This window comes from Nocardia implantans, assembly GCF_035544775.1.
GTDB classification, from domain to species: domain Bacteria; phylum Actinomycetota; class Actinomycetes; order Mycobacteriales; family Mycobacteriaceae; genus Nocardia; species Nocardia implantans.
The window spans coordinates 1-19,662 of sequence record NZ_JAYKYQ010000012.1; the positions used below are offsets into that span (position 1 = coordinate 1).

Sequence of the window (19,662 nt, forward strand, 5' to 3'; positions counted from 1 at the left end):
TGCCCGACCAACGCCGCCGCGTCCATCAACTCCGGATCCGGCCTGCCCTCTCCCTGCACCCAAACATTCTCCTCGAACCGGCCCGCAGGGCCGGGTCGACACCCCGCGTTATTCAGCAGCGTCCTAGGTGTGCGTCGGCGTGGCAGGTCGGACGGCCATACGCACCCCACGCCGAGCAGCGCCGCGCCGCAGGCGGCGAAGACCGTCACGAGGGTGGACAGCAGGGTCCCGATATCCACTCTCGCTCACCGCTGGCAGCCGTCGCCCGAACCGGCGCGCAGGTCCTCGGCGAGCTTGCTCAACCCATCGAGGACCTGCTGGAACGTCCGGGGTTCCGGCGCGCCGTCGGCATAGGCCGGGTGCTCGGTGTGGTCGATGGGGAAGGCGATCCCCCGCCGGTTATCCTCTCCCGCCCACCTGGGCGGTGACGTCGAGTGGCACATGGCTGCGGCATTTCGCGAGAAGAGCTCTCCACCATGTGCCGTTGATCTTGATGTGTGCGGTCTTTACGCCTGGCCGCTCGGTCATCGTCCGCAGGATTCGGACTTGTGTGGCGGGGAGGCTTCCCTGTTGCTCGGCCATGCGGCTATGTTGCTGCAGGCCAACAGCATTCGGGCTCGGAAAACGGACGGTCCGATGAAGTCGGCCATTCACGCAGAGCCCGGACCGGTCTACACATAGTTCGGCGTCCGAACCGGACCGGGTTCTGGGCCGTTTCGGACCGAGCAGGGGAAAGGGGGCGATGGGGAAGGACGATCAGCCTGGTTCGACATTGCCGCGCAGGCAACTCGGGCGGGCATTGCGGGAGGCGCGAGAAGGGGCCGGGTTCACCCTCGAGCGTGCCGCGCAGCTCATGGAGATGGGCAAGACCTCGGTCGGCAGGATCGAGAAGGGGCAGAACGACAAGGTGAGGCTGCGTGATGTGGAGGCGTTCGGCAATTTGTACGGACTTGGTGAGGATCAGATCGAGCAGTTGAAAGTCCTTGCGCAGCAAACACCTACGAAATCGTGGTGGCAGGCATCCCGCCAATTGTTCCTGCGTGGATTTCACACGTATTCGGGGCTTGAATCCGGCGCATCACAGCTGTCCTTCTATCAGCCCATGATTGTTCCAGGTCTGTTGCAGTCGTCTGAGTACGTGAAAGCTGTCGAGAGGCCGTTCTTACCCGGAGATACCCAAGAGGACGTCGACAGCCGCGTTGCACTGCGACTGCAACGCGCGGCAATCTTGACCAGACAGCGCAGTCCCATATCGGCTGAGTTCGTGTTGCACGAAAGTGTCCTGCATACGATCGTTGGATCGCCGGCTGTCATGGCTGGGTGTCTGCGGCACGTAGCCGACATGAGCACCTTGGCGAACGTCTTCGTGCGGATACTGCCGTTCACAGCCGGGTTTCCATGGGACGGGACTCCTGTGCTGCCGTACATCATCCTTGACTTCCCGGCCGGAAGCGGCGGGTTCGGGGCGGAGCCGTCGGTTGTCTACACCGAAAATACCATTGGCACAATGTTTTTCGAAGATGATGATGACGTGCGACGCTACCGCGAGATTCACGAAACAATCTGGTGCGTCGCACTGGAGGAACAAGCCTCTCGAGACCTGCTCCGGCAGGTGGCAAGGAGATATGAACGGTGACTATCGACCTATCCGATGCGCAGTGGTTCAAATCGAGCCTGAGCAGCGCCAATCGAAGCGTGCGTAGAAGTGGCTTGGCTCGCAACCGGGTACGTCGGTGTCCGCGATTCGAAGAACCCCACTGGTCAGGCGTTGATATTCGCGCCCGGCCAGTGGGATGCTTTCGCCGCTGGCGTCCGTGGCGGCGAGTTCGACCGGCCGACTTCCTGATCTCAGGCGGACTCGTTGAGATGAACAAGCAGCCAAGACCTGCTCCGGCGGGTGGCAAGGAGGTAGGAGCTGTGACTCTCGATCTGAGCGGCGAACGGTGGTTCAAGTCGACACATAGCGGCACGGCGAACGAGTGCGTCGAAGTCGCCTGGCTCGAGGCAAGCAGGTCGGTGTCCGTGATTCGAAGAACCCGACCGGCCCGGCGCTGATCTTCGAGCCGAACCAGTGGGACGCTTTCGCTGCGGACATCCGTGCCGGCAATCCGACCGATCGGCCTGAACTGGATTCCCGCCCCGAACAACAGCGGCCCTGCACTCGATCAACGCATGGTCGGGCCAGGGCCGCTGCCTACGCACAGGAGTTAACCGTTCACGTCGGCCAGTGCCGGGGTAGCCGTGTCGACCGACGCGCGCGAGATCTCCTTACGTTGCAGAGCGTGGCTGCATGCCACGACAGCGAGGGCGACCAGCCCGAGAACCACGCCGATCCACGCCACCGCCGTGTAGCCGAGGCCCGCGCCGATGGCGAGGCCTCCGAGCCAGGGACCTGCGGTGATGCCGACGTTGAACGCGGAGATGTTCGTGGCTCCCGCCAAGGTGGGCGCGTCGCCCGCCAGGGTGAAGACCCGGCTGTTCAAGGTCGGGTTGATGCCGAAGCCGAACGCGCCCAACAGGAACGACAGCACGACGACGGGCACGGTGTGTTCCATCGTGACCGCGAGCAGCGCCGAGGTGAGCACGCCGCCGGTGATGCCGACGTACAGGCTGGTGAGCGGGTGATCGTCGGCGGTGCGCCCACCGACGACGATGCCGAGGAACGCGCCGAGCCCGTAGACGCCGAGCACCACCGGGATCCAGCCGTCCGCCAGTCCGGTGGTGCGCGACAGCAGAGCGCCGAGGTAGGCGAAGGTGACCATCAGGGCGGCGATGGACAGCGCGGTGGTTGCGTAGGACAGCCACAGCGCGGGGCGCAGCATCGTGCGCAGTTCGGTGCGCAGGCGCAGCGGCGCGCCGGTGCGTCCGCCGGGGATCTTCGCCAGCACGCCGATGGCCGCGACCGTCGACAGCAACGCGACCGCCCAGAACGCCGCGCGCCAGCCCAGCTGCTGTCCGATCACGGTGCCCGCGGGCAGTCCGATGATGATGGCCAAGGTGAGCCCGCCCGCCACGATGCTCATCGCCTTGCCGCGCGCGGTGGGCGGGACGAGACCGATCGCCGTCGTCGCGGCCACCGCCCAGAATCCGGCGTAGACGAACGCGCCGACCACCCGCGTCGCGAACAGCACCCAGTAGTCGGAGGTCAGCGCCCCGACGACGTGGGAGCCGACGAACACGGCGAGGAAGGCCAGCAGCGCGGTGCGCCGCGGCCAGCGCAGCGTCGCCACCGCCAGCACCGGCGCGCCCACCAGCATGCCCATCGCGAAGCCCGAGATGAGCAGGCCCGCGCGGGGCACGGAGACGCCAAGGTCCCCGGCCATCTCGGTGAGCAGGCCCGCGAGCATCAGCTCCGAGGTGCCCTGGGCGAAGATCGACAGACCCAGGACATAGATCGCCACGGGCATCGGTACCTCCTTGTTTTGTACTGATCTATCCAAAATGAGGGCGCGGCAGAGCCGTCGCCGGATGCGGTCTCAGAGAGCGTCGAGCGCGGTGGTCGCGATGGCGGCGAGCGTTTCGCGGTCCGCGCCGCCGCGCGCGGCCACCCGCATGCCTCCGATCGTCGCGATCACGAAGTGCGCCAAGGCGACCGGGTTCTTGTCCGGTGCGATCTCGCCCGCGCGTTTCGCCGCCTCGAATACGTCGGTCAGCGCGGCTAGGCGTCGCCCCTGGTCGGCGGCGAGCACGGCGGCCAGTTCGGGGTCGCGTGGGGCCAGTTCGATCGTCGAATTGACCACGAGACAACCGAGGGGGTCCTCTTCGGGGGCCTCGACGATCTGCCACAGCAGGGCGCGGATCTTGGCGCGCGCGTCCGACTCGGTGTCGAGCAGGTCGAACGTCGCGGCGTTCTTGGTCGCCATGTAGCGGCGCAGGGCGCGGCCGAACAAGTCCCGCTTGCTGGTGAAGGTGTTGTAGATGCTGCTGCGGCCCAGGCCGGTCGCGGCGCAGAGGTCCTCGGTCGAGGTGGCCTCGTACCCCGCGCGCCAGAACGCCTGCATCGCCGCGTCCACCGCGCGGTCCTCGTCGAAGGATCTGGGTCGTGGCATGAATTCACGGTAGCACAGTTTTGAACAGATCGTTCCAATATGGTTGGCGGCTAGGGAGTGTCGCGGTCCAAGCGGCTGTTAAGCGTCCGATAGGCGGGATCGCGCAGAATTCCGGGCAAGTCGTCCACTCAGGAAACGAGGATCACCATGCAAGCCATCCTGCGCACCCTGCGCCTGCTCGTGCTCGGCGTGACGCTGTTCGTGCCCGCGTTCGCCGTCGCGACGGTCGGGGCGGGCGCGGCGAACGCGGGCTCGGTCTACGAGATCGAGTTCGCGCCCGGAAGCGATCGCACGTCGATCGACGGAGCGGTCGTCCGCGGCGACGCCGACACCTACGCGTTCGAGGCGCGGGCGGGGCAGACCTTGACTCTCGAGCTCACCTCGCTCGAGGACAACGCGCGGTTCTCCACCACCGGCCCCGACGGAAGCGTCTTGTGCCTGGAGGAGACCTTCAGCCGGATCACCCTGCCGCGGAGCGGCTACTACGCCATCTCGGTGGAGCCCAGCCGCGGCAACGCGACCTATACCTTGTCGGTGCGCATCGTCTGAGCCTCAGGGCGACACCGCGACGCCGAGCGTCTGGGCGACCAGGAAGCGGGGAGCGTGCTCCCCGTAGAACTGCTCGGCGTCGCGGATCTCGAAACCGGCGTCTGCCACCAGGCCGCGGATATCGCGGTTCAGGTGGCAGCCGCCGAACAGTCGTTTCTGGACCGGGTTCAGCCGGTTCTGCCAGGTCCGCACGTTCTCGTCCGGCGCGAGCCCGTGTTCGACGAAATGCAGGGTGCCGCCGGGGACGAGCACCCGGCGCATCTCGGCCAGCGCAGTGTCGATGTCGGGGATGGTGCACATCGTCCAGGTCGACAGCGCGCAGTCGAAGGAGTCGTCCGGGAAGGGCAGCGACTGTCCGTCCAGCCCGGCCCGCTCGACCGGCACGGTGGCGGCGGCCAAGCGCTCGCCCGCCAGCCGCCAGCCCAGATCGGCGGGTTCGACCGCGTGCACCTTCTCGACCCCCGCCGGGTAGAACGGCACGTTCAATCCCGAACCGAAACCGATCTCCACGACCCGCCCGTGCAGCCCGGCGCATGCCCGCTCACGCAGCGGCTTCAAGTCCCGCAGTCCGCAGGCCACGTTGACGATCCGAGGGACCACGTGCTCCGTATAGACGCCCACCCCTCCACTCTTGCAGGCATGACCCGTTCGGACCAGGGGCGCACCACCATTTGCCCAGTGGGTTCTGCGCTCGGTCGCCCCTCGACCCTGGACATACTGGCGCCGCGCGTGCCGTGGTCGCCGCGCATGCCGCGCTGGTCGTACCCCGCGGCGGACCGAGTGAAGAGACTTGGCCCGTTGCCGTGAAGTCGGGACTGCTGCCCGCGAGGTCGGCGTCCGTATCCGGCGGAGCGGGCGTGCCCGTGGGATGCTGGCGCGGTGACTGTGTTCGAGGTGTGGGCGCCGCGGCCGGAGTCGGTGCGGCTGGATCTGGAGGGTGTCGTTCATTCGATGACGCGGTCGCCGCACGGGTGGTGGCGCGCCGACGTGCCCGCCGCGAACGGCGCCCGATACGGCTTTCTGCTCGACGACGACCCGACCGTGCTGCCCGATCCCCGCTCCCCGCGCCAGCCCGACGGTGTGCACGCCCGCTCGGCCCTGCACGCCCTCGATCCGGCGGGATGGACCGACGCGGCGTGGACCGGCAGGCCGCTCGCCGGGGCGGTCTACTACGAACTGCACATCGGGACCTTCACCCCGGAAGGCACCTTCGACGCGGCGATCGAACGGCTCGACCACCTGGTCGGGCTCGGCGTCACCGTGGTCGAAGTGATGCCGGTGAACGCCTTCGACGGCCCGCACAACTGGGGCTACGACGGCGTGCTCTGGTACGCGGTGCAGGAGAGCTACGGCGGCCCCGACGGTTTGCAGCGGTTCGTGAACGCCTGCCACGCCCGCGGGCTCGCGGTCTGCCTGGACGTCGTCTACAACCATCTCGGCCCGTCCGGCAACTACCTGCCGCGCTTCGCGCCCTACCTGACCGAGGGCCGCAACACCTGGGGGCAGAGCCTCAATCTGGACGGCCCGCAGTCCGATCACGTGCGCGGGTACATCATCGACAACGCGCTGCGCTGGCTGCGCGATTTCCACATCGACGCGCTGCGCTTGGACGCGGTGCACGCCCTGGTCGACCGCACGGCCACGCATCTGCTGACCGAACTCGCCGTCGCGACCGAGCGCTTGGCCGCCCACGTGCGCAGGCCGCTGACGCTCATCGCGGAGAGCGATCTCAACGATCCGACCCTGATCACCCCGCGCGCGGCCGGCGGCTACGGCCTGACCGGGCAGTGGAACGACGACCTGCACCACGCCGTGCACACCGCCGTCTCCGGCGAACGGCAGGGCTATTACGCCGACTTCGGCTCCCTGCGCTGCCTGGCCCACACCTTGAAGCACGGATACTTCCACGCCGCAACGTATTCCAGTTTCCGTGGCCGCACACACGGCCGCCCGATAGATCGCGGCCTGATTGCCGGCAGCGCCCTGCTGGCCTATACCTGCGATCACGACCAGATCGGCAACCGGGCGCTCGGTGACCGCCCGAGCGCCTACCTCACCGACGGCCAGCTCGCGATCAAAGCCGCCCTGGTGCTGTGCGGGCCGTTCACGCCGATGCTGTTCATGGGCGAGGAGTGGGGCGCGCGCACGCCGTTCCAGTTCTTCACCTCGCACACCGACCCGGATGTCGCCGCCGCCACCGCCTCCGGGCGCAAGAAGGAGTTCGCCGCGCACGGCTGGCCCGAGGGCGAGGTGCCGGACCCGCAGGATGTGAAGACGTTCCTGCGCTCCAAACTCGACTGGACCGAAGCCGACGAGCCGGGCCACGCGCGGCTGCTGTCCTGCTATCGCACCCTGCTCGCCCTGCGCCGCGACCGCGCCGAGCTCAGCGATCCCTGGCTGACCCATGTTTCGGTGGACTACGACGAGGCGGCGCGCTGGATCGTCGTGCACCGGGGCACCCTGGCCCTGGTGTGCAACCTCGGCGAGGACCAGGTGGGGGTGCCGGTCGCGGGCCTGCCGCTGCTGTCCTGGGAATCGCCGACGGTCGGGCCTTCCGCCACAACCGTTCCCGGCCACTCCTTCACCCTGCTGGACACCGCGCTGCCCGGCCCGCGCTGAGCCCGTGGAATCCCAGCTCGGAGCGGGCTTTCTGGCGGGTGGCGGGTAACGGGCGTACAACTGTCCGAGACAGGCGCTTTGCCGGAATCGTCCGATGCCATTACCGTGGAGAGATGAGCAACGTCGCTTCCGGGGACCTCGCGGTTCTTCCCCCGGGGATGGGTGGCAGCGCCGCCGCCGAATTCGCACCGTTCGTGCGCGCTTTCGCGCGGGCGTTCGGCACCCGCCGGGGTGCGGGCGCGGCGTTCACGCTGCACCGGCACGGAGAACCGCTGGTGGACATCTGGGTCGGCTCCGGTGGCGACGTTCCGTGGACCAGGGACACCGGCACGATCATCTTCTCGGCCACCAAGGGGATCGCGGCCACCGTCGTGCATCGTCTCGCCGACCGCGGGTTGCTCGACTATTCCGCCCCGGTCGCGGAGTACTGGCCGGAGTTCGCCGCCAACGGCAAGCACAAGATCACCATCCGCCACCTGCTGACCCACCGCGCCGGCCTGTCCGCGCTGGCCCCGATCGCCACCGGCGGCCTGTCCGACGTGCTCGACCACGAGCTCATGGAACAGCGCCTCGCCGCCGCGAAACCCGACCGGCTGCTCGGCGTTCCCACCTACCACGCGCTCACCTTCGGCTGGCTGGTCGGCGGCCTGACGCGCGCGATCACCGGCACCAGCTTGGGCGAGCTGATCCGCACCGAGGTCGCCGAACCGCTCGGCATCGAAGGACTGCATCTGGGCAAGCCGCCCGCCGGTTCGCCGATCACCTACGCCCCGCTGGCGGGCACCCAGCTGAGCATGCTCGGCAAACCGCTCGGCGCCGCGGTGATGGGCCGTAGCCACCGGATTCCCGGCGCGCTCGGCGCGGCCACCCGCTGCCTGTTCCTGCCCGGCCTCGAATCCATTCTGGAGGGCGTGAGCCCGCCGATCCTGGAGACCGAACTCGGCGCGGGCAACGGGGTAGCCACCGCGCCCGCGCTGGCCACGATGTACGGCGCGCTCGCGGGCGACGGCACCGTGGCCGACCGCAGGTACCTCGGCCGCCACACCATGAAGGCGCTGCGCCGCATCGAGACCTACCAGCCCGATCGCGCGCTGTTCTACCTGCCGATGATGTGGCGTCTGGGCTACCACTCGCTGCCGATGCCGGGCGCGCACGCCGGGTTCGGGCACATCGGCCTCGGCGGTTCCTTCGGCTGGGCCGAACCACGGCTCGGCCTTTCGGTCGGCTTCGTGCACAACCGCCTGTCCGCCGCGCAGCTCAGCTACGACCAGTCGGCGGCCTTCTGGCTGCTGCCGCTGATGCTGAACTGCCTGCGCGCTTCCCGGCGCCGGATACCGGCGGCGCAGACGCCCAAGGCCGCCTGACCGCCGGAGCCGGGCTCAAGTCAGGTAGCGGTAGGCCGGTGAGTCGGGCTCGAGGCGCTCGCACTGGATCGGGGAGTGGTGCATCCGCTCCAGCAGCGGCGCCAGCCCGTCGGGCGCGCCGAGTTCGATGCCGACCAGCGCGGCGCCGGTCTCCCGGTTGTTGCGCTTGACGTACTCGAACAGCGTGATGTCGTCTTCCGGGCCGAGCACCTCGTTGAGGAATCGGCGCAGCGCGCCGGGCTCCTGCGGGAAGTCCACCAGGAAGTAGTGCTTGAGCCCGCTGTGCACGAGCGAGCGTTCGATGATCTCGCCGTATCGGGACACGTCGTTGTTGCCGCCCGACACCAGGCACACCACCGTCGAACCCGGCTCCACGGTGATCTCCGCCAGCGCGGTCGTGGTGAGCGCGCCCGCGGGCTCGGCGATGATGCCCTCGTTCTGATACAGGTCGAGCATGGTCGTGCAGATCGCGCCCTCGTCGACCTGCATCATCTGGAAAGCGCCCGCGCCCCTGGGGGATTCGGTGACGGTCAGCAACGGCAGCGAGGCGTGCGAGACCACGCGCCCGCCGAACCCGGCCACCGCCGCGTAGGGCACCGCGCCCACCCGGCGCACCGCGGCGCCGTCCACGAACGGATCGATCTCCGGCAGGGTGACCGGGCCGCCCGCCACGAGGGCCGCGGTCATCGAGGCGGCGCCCGCGGGCTCCACGCCGAGGATGGCGGTGCGCGGCGAGCGCGCGCGCAGGTAGGTGCCGATGCCGGCCAGGCAGCCGCCGCCGCCCACGGGCACGATCACCAGATCGGGCGTGGTCGGCAGCTGCTCCAGGATCTCCGCCGCGATGGTGCCCTGACCGGCGGCGGTGCGGGTGTCGTCGAACGGCGGCACCATGGTCGCGCCGGTGCGCTCCACGTCAGCCGTCGCGGCCGCGGCGGCGGCGTCGTAGGTCTCGCCGACCGCGATCAGCTCGACGAATTCCCCGCCGTGCACGCGGATGCGATCGCGCTTCTGCTTCGGCGTCGTGGTCGGCACGTAGATGCGGCCCTTGATCCCCATCGCCTGGCAGGCGAACGCGACGCCCTGCGCGTGGTTGCCCGCGCTGGCCGCGACCACGCCCGCGGCGCGTTCCGCCTCGGTCAGCTGCACCACCAGGTTGTAGGCGCCGCGCAGTTTGTAGGAGCGGACCGCGCTGAGATCTTCGCGTTTCAGATAGACGTTCGCCCCGGTCAGCTTGGACAGCCGCTCGCTGCGCTGCAGGGGCGTCGGATCGATGACGTCGGCAATTCGCTTGGCGGCAGCATCGATCTCGTCCGCGGTGAGCGCGGGGCGAGAAACGGTCAGTGCGTCGAGGACATCAAGCGGATCGGACACCCCGAATATGCTGCCACCCGCCGCGGCGGCGAGCTGCGGCGGGTGGCGGTGACACGCGGGCTACCTGCGCGGAAGCTACCTGGGCGTGAGCACGAAGACGGGGATCTGGCGATCGGTCTTGGTCTGGTAGTTCGCGTAATCCGGCCACACCTCGACCGCGCGCTCCCACCATCGCGCCTTCTCCTCGCCGAAGACCTCGCGCGCGGTGTAGTCCTTGACGACCGGGCCGTCACGCAGCTCGACGTGCGGTTCGGCCTTGATGTTGTGGTACCAGACGGGATGCTTGGGCGCGCCGCCCAGCGACGCCACCACGGCGTACTCGCCGTCGTGCTCCACCCGCATCAGTGGCGTCTTGCGCAGCTTGCCGCTCTTCGCGCCTTTCGTGGTGAGCAGGATGATCGGCACACCTTGCAGGGTGTTGCCCTCGGTGCCGCCGGAGTTCTCGTACTTCTCGGCCTGCTCGCGGGCCCAGTCGGAGGTACTCGGTTCGTATTCACCTGTCAGTGGCATGTCTGCGGCAACACCGCGGCGACTACGTGTGTTCCCGGCGACAGAAAGTTCGCTGGCCCGAACTTCCGATTCCGACTACCCTGAGGAGATGGCGGTCGTTCACTCCTCGGCACGCGGCGCCACCATCGACATCGCGGGCAGCGCGTGGCCGGTATACAAGCTCGACGCACTGGTCGTCGGCCTGGCGACCTGCCTCGTCTTGGCCCTGATCACCGGATCGCTGCAGATCGCGGTGCTCGCCGCGGCGGCGCTCGGCGCGGCGCGGTGGCTGATCGGCATGGCCGCCGCGGGTAGCGGCGAGCGGCCCGGCGGCACTCCATAGCCCACCCGCATTAACGGTTCCCCTCCCCACGCGATGAATTCGAGTAGTCGAGTACGCGGGTTTCGGTGGGATGCCGGCGGGAGGATCAACCTTATGAAACGACTCGTGGTGTGTTGTGACGGCACGTGGAAGGCCGAGTCGAGCAGCACGGTTTCCAACATTGTCAAGATCGCCCAGACGATCCGCTTCGACGCGCAGGGACCGGCGGGGGAGACGATCCAGCAGTGGGTCACCTACGTCTCCGGGCCGGGCGCGCGCGGGTTCCTCAGCGATCGCCTGATGGGCGGCGCCTTCGGCCTCGGGCTCGAGGCGAACCTGTCGTCCGCCTACTGGCACTTGGCCCTGAACTGGGAGAAGGGCGACGAGATCTACATCTTCGGGTTCAGTCGCGGCGCCTTCACCGCGCGCAGCCTGGCCGGTCTGATCAGCCGTATCGGGATCATGACCCCCGAAGCGATGATCGAAGGCAAGTACCCGGAGGCGCTGCGCATCTACCGGCAGCGACCGCCGGCGCCGACCCCGGAGAACCCCGATCCGGACGAGCCCGAGCAGTGGCGGGAATTCCGCCGCAAGTACTGCCGCAGAGCGAAGATCGATTTCCTCGGCGTGTTCGACACCGTCGGCGCGCTCGGCGTCCCCGGCATCACCTCGTTGCGGCACCGCTTCCACGACGTCAAGCTCTCCCGGCACGTGCACTGCGCGCGCCAGGCGCTGGCCATCGACGAGCGGCGGCGCAACTTCGAACCGTCCGTGTGGGAGGTGCCGGTCGAACCGACGGTGAAGTACCGGCGCGGCTTCGAGCGGGTCAAGCAGGTCTGGTTCCCCGGCGTGCACAGCGACATCGGCGGCGGCTATGCCGAATGCGGCCTGTCCGACATGACGCTGCAGTGGATGGTCGGCGAGGCGGAGTCGGTCGGGCTGGCCTTCGACCGCGACCGGCTGGCCGCGCTGTCGAAACGCTGCGACCACACCGACGGCGACCACATGCGGCTGCACGATTCCCTGAAGATCGGTTACCGCATCCTGAATGTGCTTCGCACACTGCGCAATCCGCGCAGCCCCCGGTTCCACTGGGATTCCTGGCGCCGGATGTCCATACCCACCGATCAGGGGGTGCGACTGGCGGCAAGCGCTCAGGACGCGCTGGACTACCATCCCCCGAACCTGCGACGCTGGCGCGAAGAACTGGGCGGCGCGATTCCGGAGAAGACCTTCGAGCAGGTCCGCGGGGTGTTCTCGAAGCAGCTCGAGCATGTTCCCCCCGCGCCTGCGCGGGAGGCGTCAGCGCACCAGGAGCGCGACGGGGAGTCTGGCGAACATCTTCTCCAGCCTGGCCCGGCCCTGGAAGGTGTGGCCGGTCAGCCGGTCGGTCCAGCTGCCCGCGGGTAAGTCGAGGAACGTGTCGCCCCACCCGGTCTCGGCCAGACCGACGCTGTGGCGGGTGACGGCGACGATGACCTCGGGGGCTTCGCCGGCCCGGCCACGGGCGTAGGAGACCACTTTGGACGCGTGGTCGCCGGTGGCGAACAGCGGCCGGTAGGCGCCGCCGACGAAGCACTCGGGACGTTCCCGGCGCAACCACAGCGCGTAGGCGACGATCCACATCTTCGCCGCGCCGGTGGTGTCCAGCGCGGGCGTGCCGGTGAGCGATTGCAGCATGCCGGCGCGGGCGGCGAAGTCCACCGGCCTGCGGTTGTCCGGGTCGACGAGGGAGTCCTCCCACAGCTCGCAGCCCTGGTAGACGTCCGGGATGCCGGGCCCGCACAGTTGCAGGAGCTTCTGCGACAACGCGTCCGACCAGGCGTGCGGAGCCAGCTCGTGCACCAGGTCGCCGAGTTCGGAGCCCACCGGTCCGTCGATCACCGCGTCCAGCCAGGCGTGCACCGCGGCCTCGAACTCGGCGTCCGGTTCCTCCCAGGAGGTCTTGGTGTTCGCCTCCCGCATCGCCTTCTCGGCGAAGGTGTGCAGGCGTTCGCGCAGGCCGGGCACCGACGCGGCCGGTCGCCCGTCGGCGGGCCAGACCCCGAACATGTTCTGCAGCAGGAACAGCGCCGTCGCCCCGTCCGGGGCAGGGGTGGTCTCCAGCCAGGAGTCGACGTTGCGCGCCCAGGTCTCCGCGGCCTGCGACAGCACGCCGATGCGGGCGCGCACGTCCTCGCCGCGCTTGGTGTCGTGCGTGGACAGCGTCGTCAGCGTCGCGGGCCACAGCTGCGCGCGCTGGCTCATGGACAGGTGGAACTCGTTGAGCGAGTGACCGAACCGTGCCGGGTTGCCGCCGACCTCCTGCAACGACACCAGCCGGGCGGCCTGGTAGAACATGGTGTCCTCGACCGCCTTCGCGGTCACCGCGCCGCAGACCTGGCTGAAGCGCACCGCCGCGGCGCCGTCGGCGGCCAGCGCGGCGACCAGGACCGCCAGCGGCGCGGTGAGCTCGCTGTTGCGCTTCTCCACCTCGGCGATCACCGCGCCCGTCATCCCGGCCAGCGGCGCGTAGTCGGCCCGGTAGACCGGCATGAACGCCAGCACCTCGATGGTGGCGTTGGTCAGCGCCATGGTGTCGAAGCTCTCGGCGTTCGCGTCCTGTTTGATCGCGGCCACCAGCCGCCGGACCTCCGGCGTCAGAATGGTCTCCGCGACCGCGCGCTTGATCCGGTGCTCGGTCTCGCCGATCCAGGCCCGGTCGCTGCCGTGCCCGGCGACCCGGCGGGACAGTTCGGTGAGCGCGTGCTCGCCGCGCGGATCGATCAGCACGCCGCCGAAGTCGGCCAGCGCCTCGTAGCCGGTGGTGCCGTCGATCGGCAGCGTCGCGTCCAGCGGCTCGCGGTTGGCCAGGATCTTCTCCACCAGCAGCAGCCGGTGCGGGCCGATCAGCCTGCGCAGCCGGGTGAGATAACCGGCGGGATCGGCCAGACCGTCCGGATGGTCGACCCGCACGCCGTCGATCAGGTCGTGCTCACACCACGCGGCGAGCTCGCGATGGGTGAGCTCGAAGACCTCGGGATCCTCCTGCCGGATCGCGGCCAGGCTGCTGACCGCGAAGAAGCGCCGGTAGGTACACAACCCGGCCTTCCAGCTCACCAGCCGGTAGTGCTGTTTGTCGTGGATGCGCAAGGCGTTGTCGCCGTCGGTGCCCGGCGCGATGGGGAAACGCAGATCGTGCAGCGCGAGCATCGGTTCGGCGCCGGAGCGGTCGACGGTCAAGGCGGCCGGGTCGTTCTCGCTCTGCAGGACCGGCAGCGCCAACCGGCCGCCCGCGCCGTTGCCGGGGCTCCAGTCGATGTCGAAATACGACGCGAACCGCGACTCCTGGCCGTTGCGCAGCACGTCCCACCACCACGCGTTCTGCCGGGGATCGGCGACGCCGACGTGGTTGGGCACCAGATCCACGATCAGGCCCATGCCGCGGCTGCGCACCTCGTCGGCGAGGGCTTTGAGCCCCGTCGGCCCGCCGAGGGCGGCGGAGACCGTGGTCGGATCGGTGACGTCGTAGCCGTGCGTCGAGCCGTGCGCCGCGGTCATGATCGGCGAGAGGTACAGGTGCGAGATGCCCAGCTGCTGGAGGTATTCCGCGATGGCGCGGGCCTCGGCGAAGGTGAGCGCGTCCGGGCGCAGCTGCAGCCGGTAGGCGCTGCGGATCGTGGTCTGGCGGGCGGGCCTGCGTCGCAGGGACACCGGGTCGGTCACGTGCATCTCGGTGGGATCGGGTGCGTTCATCGGCATTCGGGTCAGGCGGCCTGGCGGAGGACGAGGAGACAGCGGGCTTCGACGGTGACGGTCGCGCCACCGGGGTATCCGGCGTCGGCCAGGCCGGTCGGCGTCGAGCAATCCAGTGCCACCGCCCATTCCGCGCCGTCGCCGGTGCTCGGTAGCACGAAGTCGATAGCCGCGTCGTGGGCGTTGAAACACAACAGGAACGAGTCGTCGGAGATCCGCTCGCCGCGCGGGCCCGGCTCGGGGATCGCCTCGCCGTTGAGGTAGACCGCCAGCGACTTGCCGAAGCCGCTGTCCCAGTCCGCCTCGGTCATCTCCTCGCCGGAGGGGGTGAGCCAGGCGATGTCGCGGGCGTTGTCGGGCGAACGGACCGGCCCGCCCGCGAAGAAGCGGCGGCGCCGGAAGACCGGGTGCTCGGTGCGCAGCGCGACCACCGCGCGGGTGAATTCGAGCAGTTCGGCGTTCTTCTCCCGCAGTGACCAGTCCATCCACGCCAGCGGCGAGTCCTGGCAGTAGACGTTGTTGTTGCCGTGCTGGGTGCGGCCCATCTCGTCGCCGTGCGCGAGCATCGGCACGCCCTGGCTGAGCATCAGCGTGGCCAGCAGGTTGCGGCTCTGCCGGTCGCGCAGGGCGAGCACCTCCGGGTCGTCGGTCGGGCCTTCGACGCCGCAGTTCCACGACCGGTTCCAGCTCTCGCCGTCGCGGTTGTCCTCGCCGTTGGCCTCGTTGTGCTTCTCGTTGTAGGACACCAGATCCCGCAGCGTGAACCCGTCGTGCGCGGTGACGAAGTTGATGCTGGCGCTGGGCCTGCGGCCGGTGGCCTCGTAGAGGTCCGACGAGCCGGTGAGCCGGGAGGCGAACTCGCCGAGCGTCGCCGGTTCGCCGCGCCAGTAGTCGCGCACGGTGTCGCGGTACTTGCCGTTCCACTCCGTCCACAAACTGGGGAAATTGCCCACCTGGTAGCCGCCCTCGCCCACGTCCCACGGCTCGGCGATGAGCTTGACCTGACTCACCACCGGGTCCTGCTGCACCAGGTCGAAGAACGTCGAGAGCCGGTCCACGTCGTGCAGTTCCCGCGCCAGCGTCGCGGCCAGGTCGAAGCGGAAGCCGTCGACGTGCATCTCCAGGATCCAGTAGCGCAGCGAGTCCATGATCAGCTGCAAGGTGTGCGGATGGCGCACGTTGAGGCTGTTGCCGGTGCCCGTGTAATCCATGTAGTGCGAGGGGTCGTCGTCGACCAAGCGGTAGTAGGCGGCGTTGTCGATGCCGCGGAAACCGATGGTCGGGCCGCGGTGGTTGCCCTCGGCGGTGTGGTTGTAGACCACGTCGAGGATCACCTCGATGCCCTCGGCGTGCAGCGCGCGCACCATCGCCTTTAACTCGGTGACCGCCGAGCCCGCGCGGTCCATCGTCGCGTATTCGTTGTGCGGGGCGAGGTAGCCGAAGCTGTTGTAGCCCCAGTAGTTGCGCAGTCCCTGGTCCAGCAGCACGCGGTCGTGCAGGAACTGGTGCACCGGCATCAGTTCGATCGCGGTGACGCCCAGGCCCTTCAGGTGGTCGATGATCGCCGGGTGCGCGATGCCGGAATAGGTGCCGCGCAACTCCTCGGGCACTTCCGGATGCGTCATCGTCATGCCTTTGACGTGCGCCTCGTAGATCACCGTCTCGTGGTAGGGCCGGTTCGGCGCGCGGTCGGCGCCCCAATCGAAGTACGGGTTGATCACCACGCCGGTCATGGTGTGGCCGAGCGAGTCGAGCCCGTGGGTGTAGAGCGAGGGGTGATCGTCGAAATCGCCGTCGAAAGCCTTGCCGTAGGGATCGAGCAGCAACTTGCTCGGGTCGCAGCGCAACCCGCGATCGGGGTCGTACGGGCCGTGCACCCGGAATCCGTAGCGCTGACCCGGATCGATTCCGGGCAGGTAGGCATGCCAGACGTAGCCGTCGACCTCGTCGAGCGCGATGCGCGTCTCGGCGCCGTCCCCGTCGATCAGGCAGAGTTCGACCGCGTCGGCAACCTCGGAGAACACCGAGAAATTGGTGCCAGCGCCGTCGTAGGTGGCCCCGAGGGGGTAGGCGGTGCCGGGCCAGACACCCAGGGGTGCCGCGTCACCGGGCGCTGCGTCGGGCTGAGCCATGGCAACGACAGTAGCGCCAGCCGGGCTCCGCGCACTGCGGGTGGTTGTGGATGCGTAGGTCGGGCGAGGTCGGAGGCCCTTCTTCGGTCGGCGGCGGCAGTAGCCGAGGAATGCCACGACGCGCGAGACCGCCGGGTGCGTTCCGGCAGGCATACCCGCCGGGCAACCGTCCTGCAGTCCCGCAGCCGGGCGAGAGGACAGGGTTCGACGCGGAGGACGCACCACCCCGGCGGCCTCGTGCGCGTCAGTTCGCGGACGTGAGCGACCGCCGCCAGGTCTGGCCGACGAGGTCGTGGCCCCAGCTGTGGTGCGGTTGCTGCTCGACGAGTTCGAATCCGGCGCGCTGGTAGACGCGGCGCGCGGCGGTGAGCACGTCGTTGGTCCACAGCACGATCTCTCGGTACCCGGCCTCGGTCGCGAAGCGCAGGCACTCATCCACCAGCGCCGAACCGACGCCGAGGCCGCGGGCGGTCGGCTCGACCAAGAGCAATCGCAGCCGCGCGGTGGTCTCGTCCTCGCGAACGCAGAAGACGCTGCCCACCGGGCGGCCATCGGCTTCCGCGATCCAGGCGCGCTCGCGCCGCTCGTCACGTGAAGCCAAGTAGTCGGCCACGATCCGCACGATCAATTCCTCGTAGGTCGCGTCCCAGCCGTATTCGTTCGCGTAGAGCTCCGCGTGCCGCTGGATCACCCAGCCGTAATCGCCGGAACGCGGCGGCCGCAGCGAGAAGGCGGGCGCGTCGGCGGGCCGGTCCAGGATCTGCTGGATGGTCCGCATCGCGGTGATCAGGCGAGCCCGGGTCGCTTGCGGCTGCGCGCCGAGCAGCGCGCCGACCTCGTCGCTGGAGCGCCGATCGAGCGTCGCGAAGACCTCACGGCCCCGGTCGGTCAGCCGGACCTCCTGGCGGCGGCCGTCGCGGCCCGAACGGTTGCGCCGTACCAGGCCGGACCGCTCGAACCGGGCGAGGATGCGGCTGAGGTAGCCCGCGTCGAGGTCGAGGGCGTGCCGTAGCGCCACCACTTCGGTCGTGTCGGAGGCGGCCAGTTCGAACAGGATCCGCGCCTCGGTGAGCGAGTAGCGGCTGTCGTGCAGTCCTTCTCCCAGCACACCGATCACGCGGGTGTAGTGGCGGTTGAATGCGCGGACGGCGGCGATGTCGGCGGGTGCGGCAGCGGTCACGGCGGCTCCAATCTTTGACTCCGTCAAAGAATATGGCGCGGCGGCGTCGCTGGGTGGGGAAACGGCCGAACTCGGCCCACTGTTGTGGGCGCGCCCAGCTCGGGTGCTAACTTGAACGACGTTCAGGACGCCCCGGGGACCGGGGCCGTGATGCGAGGATTCCCGTGGCACTGACCCCCGACGAGATCACCGCCCTCGACGCCGAGCACGTCTGGCATCCCTACGGCGGCTTCCCCGCGACGACCGAACCGCTGGTGGTGGCCGCCGCGGCGGGAACCAGGCTGACGCTGGCCGACGGGCGCGAGCTGGTCGACGGCATGAGTTCCTGGTGGGCCGCCATCCACGGCTACCGGCACCCGGCCCTGGACGCCGCGCTGGTGGAGCAGGCGCGGCGGATGAGTCACGTGATGTTCGGCGGGCTCACCCACGAGCCCGCGGCCCGGCTGGCCGAACTGCTGGTGGAATCGACGCCGGACGGGCTGGACAAGGTGTTCCTGTGCGACTCCGGCTCGGTGTCGGTCGAGGTCGCCGTGAAGATGTGCCTGCAATATTGGCGTTCACTCGGCAAACCGCAGAAGCGGCGGCTGCTCACTTGGCGCGGCGGGTATCACGGCGACACCTTCACCCCGATGAGCGTGTGCGACCCGGAGGGCGGCATGCACTCGCTGTGGACCGACATCCTGGCGAACCAGCTGTTCGCGCCGGTGCCGCCGCGCGAGTACCACCCGGAGTACGTGGCGGAACTGGAGCGCATGATCGCCGAGCACGCGGGCGAACTGGCGGCGGTCATCGTGGAGCCGGTGGTCCAGGGAGCGGGCGGGATGCGCTGGCATCATCCCGGCTACCTCGCCGATCTGCGCAAACTGTGCGACGAGCACGGCGTGCTGCTGGTCTTCGACGAGATCGCGACCGGATTCGGCCGCACCGGAACCCTGTTCGCGGCCGACCAGGCCGGTGTCTGCCCGGATGTGATGTGCGTGGGCAAGGCGCTGACCGGCGGCTACCTCACCCTCGCCGCCGCGCTGTGCACCACGCGGATCGCCGAGACGATCAGCGCGGCGCACGGCGGGCTCATGCACGGGCCGACGTTCATGGGCAACCCGCTGGCCTGCGCGGTCGCCGTCGCGTCGATCGAGTTGCTGCGCTCGCGCGACTGGCGCGGCGAGGTGACCCGGATCGAGGCGGAACTCACGGCGGGGCTGGCCCCGGTGCGCGAGCTGCCGGGCGTGGTGCAGGCGCGCGTGCTCGGTGCGATCGGCGTGATCGAGCTGGACCGCCCGGTCGACATGCGCGCCGCGACCGACGCCGCGGTGGCGGCCGGAGTGTGGCTGCGTCCGTTCCGCAACCTCGTCTACACGATGCCGCCGTTCGTCAGCACGTCCGGCGACATCGCCACGATCACCGCCGGGATGCGCGCCGCGGTCGCCGCGCAGCTCGGGCGCTGACCGGTCAGGCGATCCACGGCGGGACGATGGTGGCCTCGGTGTCCGGTGTTCCGGCCCGAGCCCCCGCCGGCGCGGTGACGATGGCGGTGAAGCCGTCGCCGGTGCGCACCTGCCGCAGCGCGTTCGGCGGGAGAATCACCGTATCGCCTTCCGCCGCGGTGAGTTCCGTGCCGTCGAGCGCGACGTCGAGCCGTCCGGCGAGGACGGTCCAGATCTGCTCGGCGTCGATGAAGTGCAACGGTCCCGCGGTGTTCGCGGGCACCTCGACCCGCCACAGCGCGAGCCCGGAGCCGCCCTGGGTGGGGGAGGCGAGCGTGGTCATGACGCCGCCGGCGGTTTCGGTGCGGCGGGTGTCGGAGTGCCGGATGACGGTCATGGGGGTACCACCTCTAGAATAGACAACATGG

General features: G+C 69.3%; 18 protein-coding genes and 1 pseudogene. 9 read left to right on the forward strand and 10 right to left on the reverse strand.

Annotation, left to right across the window (positions count from 1 at the left end; all coding sequences use genetic code 11):
- Window positions 1–239: hypothetical protein (locus tag U3653_RS25825; protein ID WP_195082667.1), on the reverse strand; the 239-nt coding region annotated here is incomplete at its 3' end.
- A gap of 503 nt (window positions 240–742) precedes the next feature.
- On the opposite strand from U3653_RS25825, the gene U3653_RS25830 reads away from it, so the two are divergent.
- From U3653_RS25830 to U3653_RS25840, 3 genes and pseudogenes are all read left to right on the forward strand, one after another.
- Window positions 743–1,636: a helix-turn-helix domain-containing protein gene (locus tag U3653_RS25830; protein WP_195082668.1), complete on the forward strand. Its 894-nt coding sequence runs from the start codon at window positions 743–745 to the stop codon at window positions 1,634–1,636.
- Between the two features lie 69 nt (window positions 1,637–1,705).
- Window positions 1,706–1,846, forward strand: a complete 141-nt coding sequence (locus U3653_RS25835) for a DUF397 domain-containing protein (RefSeq protein ID WP_323124500.1) — start codon at window positions 1,706–1,708, stop codon at window positions 1,844–1,846.
- 20 nt (window positions 1,847–1,866) lie between these two features.
- Window positions 1,867–2,087, forward strand: a pseudogene (locus U3653_RS25840) (DUF397 domain-containing protein); the annotation flags it as partial.
- 120 nt (window positions 2,088–2,207) lie between these two features.
- Here U3653_RS25840 and U3653_RS25845 read toward each other — a convergent pair.
- Window positions 2,208–3,407 (reverse strand): Cmx/CmrA family chloramphenicol efflux MFS transporter, encoded by a 1,200-nt coding sequence (locus U3653_RS25845; protein ID WP_195082669.1) that lies wholly within the window; start codon window positions 3,405–3,407, stop codon window positions 2,208–2,210.
- A gap of 69 nt (window positions 3,408–3,476) precedes the next feature.
- A complete protein-coding gene (locus tag U3653_RS25850; protein ID WP_195082670.1) occupies window positions 3,477–4,049 on the reverse strand; it encodes a TetR/AcrR family transcriptional regulator in 573 nt (190 codons plus the stop codon).
- A 147-nt stretch (window positions 4,050–4,196) separates the two neighbouring features.
- Here U3653_RS25850 and U3653_RS25855 point away from each other — a divergent pair, with 147 nt between their 5' ends.
- Complete coding sequence (locus U3653_RS25855) at window positions 4,197–4,598, forward strand: hypothetical protein (RefSeq protein WP_195082671.1); 402 nt, start codon at window positions 4,197–4,199, stop codon at window positions 4,596–4,598.
- A 3-nt stretch (window positions 4,599–4,601) separates the two neighbouring features.
- On the opposite strand, the gene U3653_RS25860 is transcribed toward U3653_RS25855, so the two are convergent.
- Window positions 4,602–5,219 carry a class I SAM-dependent methyltransferase gene (locus U3653_RS25860; RefSeq protein ID WP_195082672.1) on the reverse strand — a complete coding sequence of 206 codons (618 nt, stop codon included), beginning with the start codon at window positions 5,217–5,219 and terminating at the stop codon, window positions 4,602–4,604.
- Between the two features lie 258 nt (window positions 5,220–5,477).
- On the opposite strand from U3653_RS25860, the gene treZ reads away from it, so the two are divergent.
- Window positions 5,478–7,217: a malto-oligosyltrehalose trehalohydrolase gene (treZ, locus tag U3653_RS25865; RefSeq protein ID WP_195082673.1), complete on the forward strand. Its 1,740-nt coding sequence runs from the start codon at window positions 5,478–5,480 to the stop codon at window positions 7,215–7,217.
- 113 nt (window positions 7,218–7,330) lie between these two features.
- Window positions 7,331–8,581, forward strand: a complete 1,251-nt coding sequence (locus U3653_RS25870; RefSeq protein WP_195082674.1) for a serine hydrolase domain-containing protein — start codon at window positions 7,331–7,333, stop codon at window positions 8,579–8,581.
- Between the two features lie 15 nt (window positions 8,582–8,596).
- On the opposite strand, the gene ilvA is transcribed toward U3653_RS25870, so the two are convergent.
- Window positions 8,597–9,952, reverse strand: a complete 1,356-nt coding sequence (gene ilvA, locus U3653_RS25875) for a threonine ammonia-lyase IlvA (protein WP_195082675.1) — start codon at window positions 9,950–9,952, stop codon at window positions 8,597–8,599.
- Between the two features lie 75 nt (window positions 9,953–10,027).
- The gene (locus U3653_RS25880) at window positions 10,028–10,462 is read right to left on the reverse strand and encodes a nitroreductase family deazaflavin-dependent oxidoreductase (RefSeq protein WP_195082676.1); all 435 of its coding nucleotides are present in this window, start codon (window positions 10,460–10,462) and stop codon (window positions 10,028–10,030) included.
- An 88-nt stretch (window positions 10,463–10,550) separates the two neighbouring features.
- On the opposite strand from U3653_RS25880, the gene U3653_RS25885 reads away from it, so the two are divergent.
- Complete coding sequence (locus U3653_RS25885; RefSeq protein WP_195082677.1) at window positions 10,551–10,784, forward strand: hypothetical protein; 234 nt, start codon at window positions 10,551–10,553, stop codon at window positions 10,782–10,784.
- A 93-nt stretch (window positions 10,785–10,877) separates the two neighbouring features.
- Window positions 10,878–12,173, forward strand: coding sequence for a T6SS phospholipase effector Tle1-like catalytic domain-containing protein (locus tag U3653_RS25890; protein ID WP_195082678.1), 1,296 nt, complete (start codon window positions 10,878–10,880; stop codon window positions 12,171–12,173).
- Here the strand turns inward: U3653_RS25890 and treY are convergent.
- From treY to U3653_RS25905, 3 genes are all read right to left on the reverse strand, one after another.
- Complete coding sequence (treY, locus tag U3653_RS25895; protein ID WP_323124505.1) at window positions 12,066–14,474, reverse strand: malto-oligosyltrehalose synthase; 2,409 nt, start codon at window positions 14,472–14,474, stop codon at window positions 12,066–12,068. The two genes, U3653_RS25890 and treY, sit on opposite strands and share 108 nt — an antisense overlap.
- A 35-nt stretch (window positions 14,475–14,509) precedes the next feature.
- Window positions 14,510–16,630, reverse strand: a complete 2,121-nt coding sequence (glgX, locus tag U3653_RS25900) for a glycogen debranching protein GlgX (protein WP_195082680.1) — start codon at window positions 16,628–16,630, stop codon at window positions 14,510–14,512.
- Window positions 16,631–16,874: 244 nt separating this feature from the next.
- The gene (locus tag U3653_RS25905; RefSeq protein WP_195082681.1) at window positions 16,875–17,810 is read right to left on the reverse strand and encodes a bifunctional helix-turn-helix transcriptional regulator/GNAT family N-acetyltransferase; all 936 of its coding nucleotides are present in this window, start codon (window positions 17,808–17,810) and stop codon (window positions 16,875–16,877) included.
- Window positions 17,811–17,974: 164 nt separating this feature from the next.
- On the opposite strand from U3653_RS25905, the gene U3653_RS25910 reads away from it, so the two are divergent.
- On the forward strand, window positions 17,975–19,255 hold the full coding sequence (locus U3653_RS25910) for an adenosylmethionine--8-amino-7-oxononanoate transaminase (RefSeq protein WP_195082682.1): 1,281 nt from the start codon (window positions 17,975–17,977) through the stop codon (window positions 19,253–19,255).
- A 4-nt stretch (window positions 19,256–19,259) separates the two neighbouring features.
- Here the strand turns inward: U3653_RS25910 and U3653_RS25915 are convergent, their stop codons facing one another.
- Window positions 19,260–19,631 (reverse strand): cupin domain-containing protein, encoded by a 372-nt coding sequence (locus U3653_RS25915; protein ID WP_195082683.1) that lies wholly within the window; start codon window positions 19,629–19,631, stop codon window positions 19,260–19,262.
- Window positions 19,632–19,662: the final 31 nt, after the last annotated feature.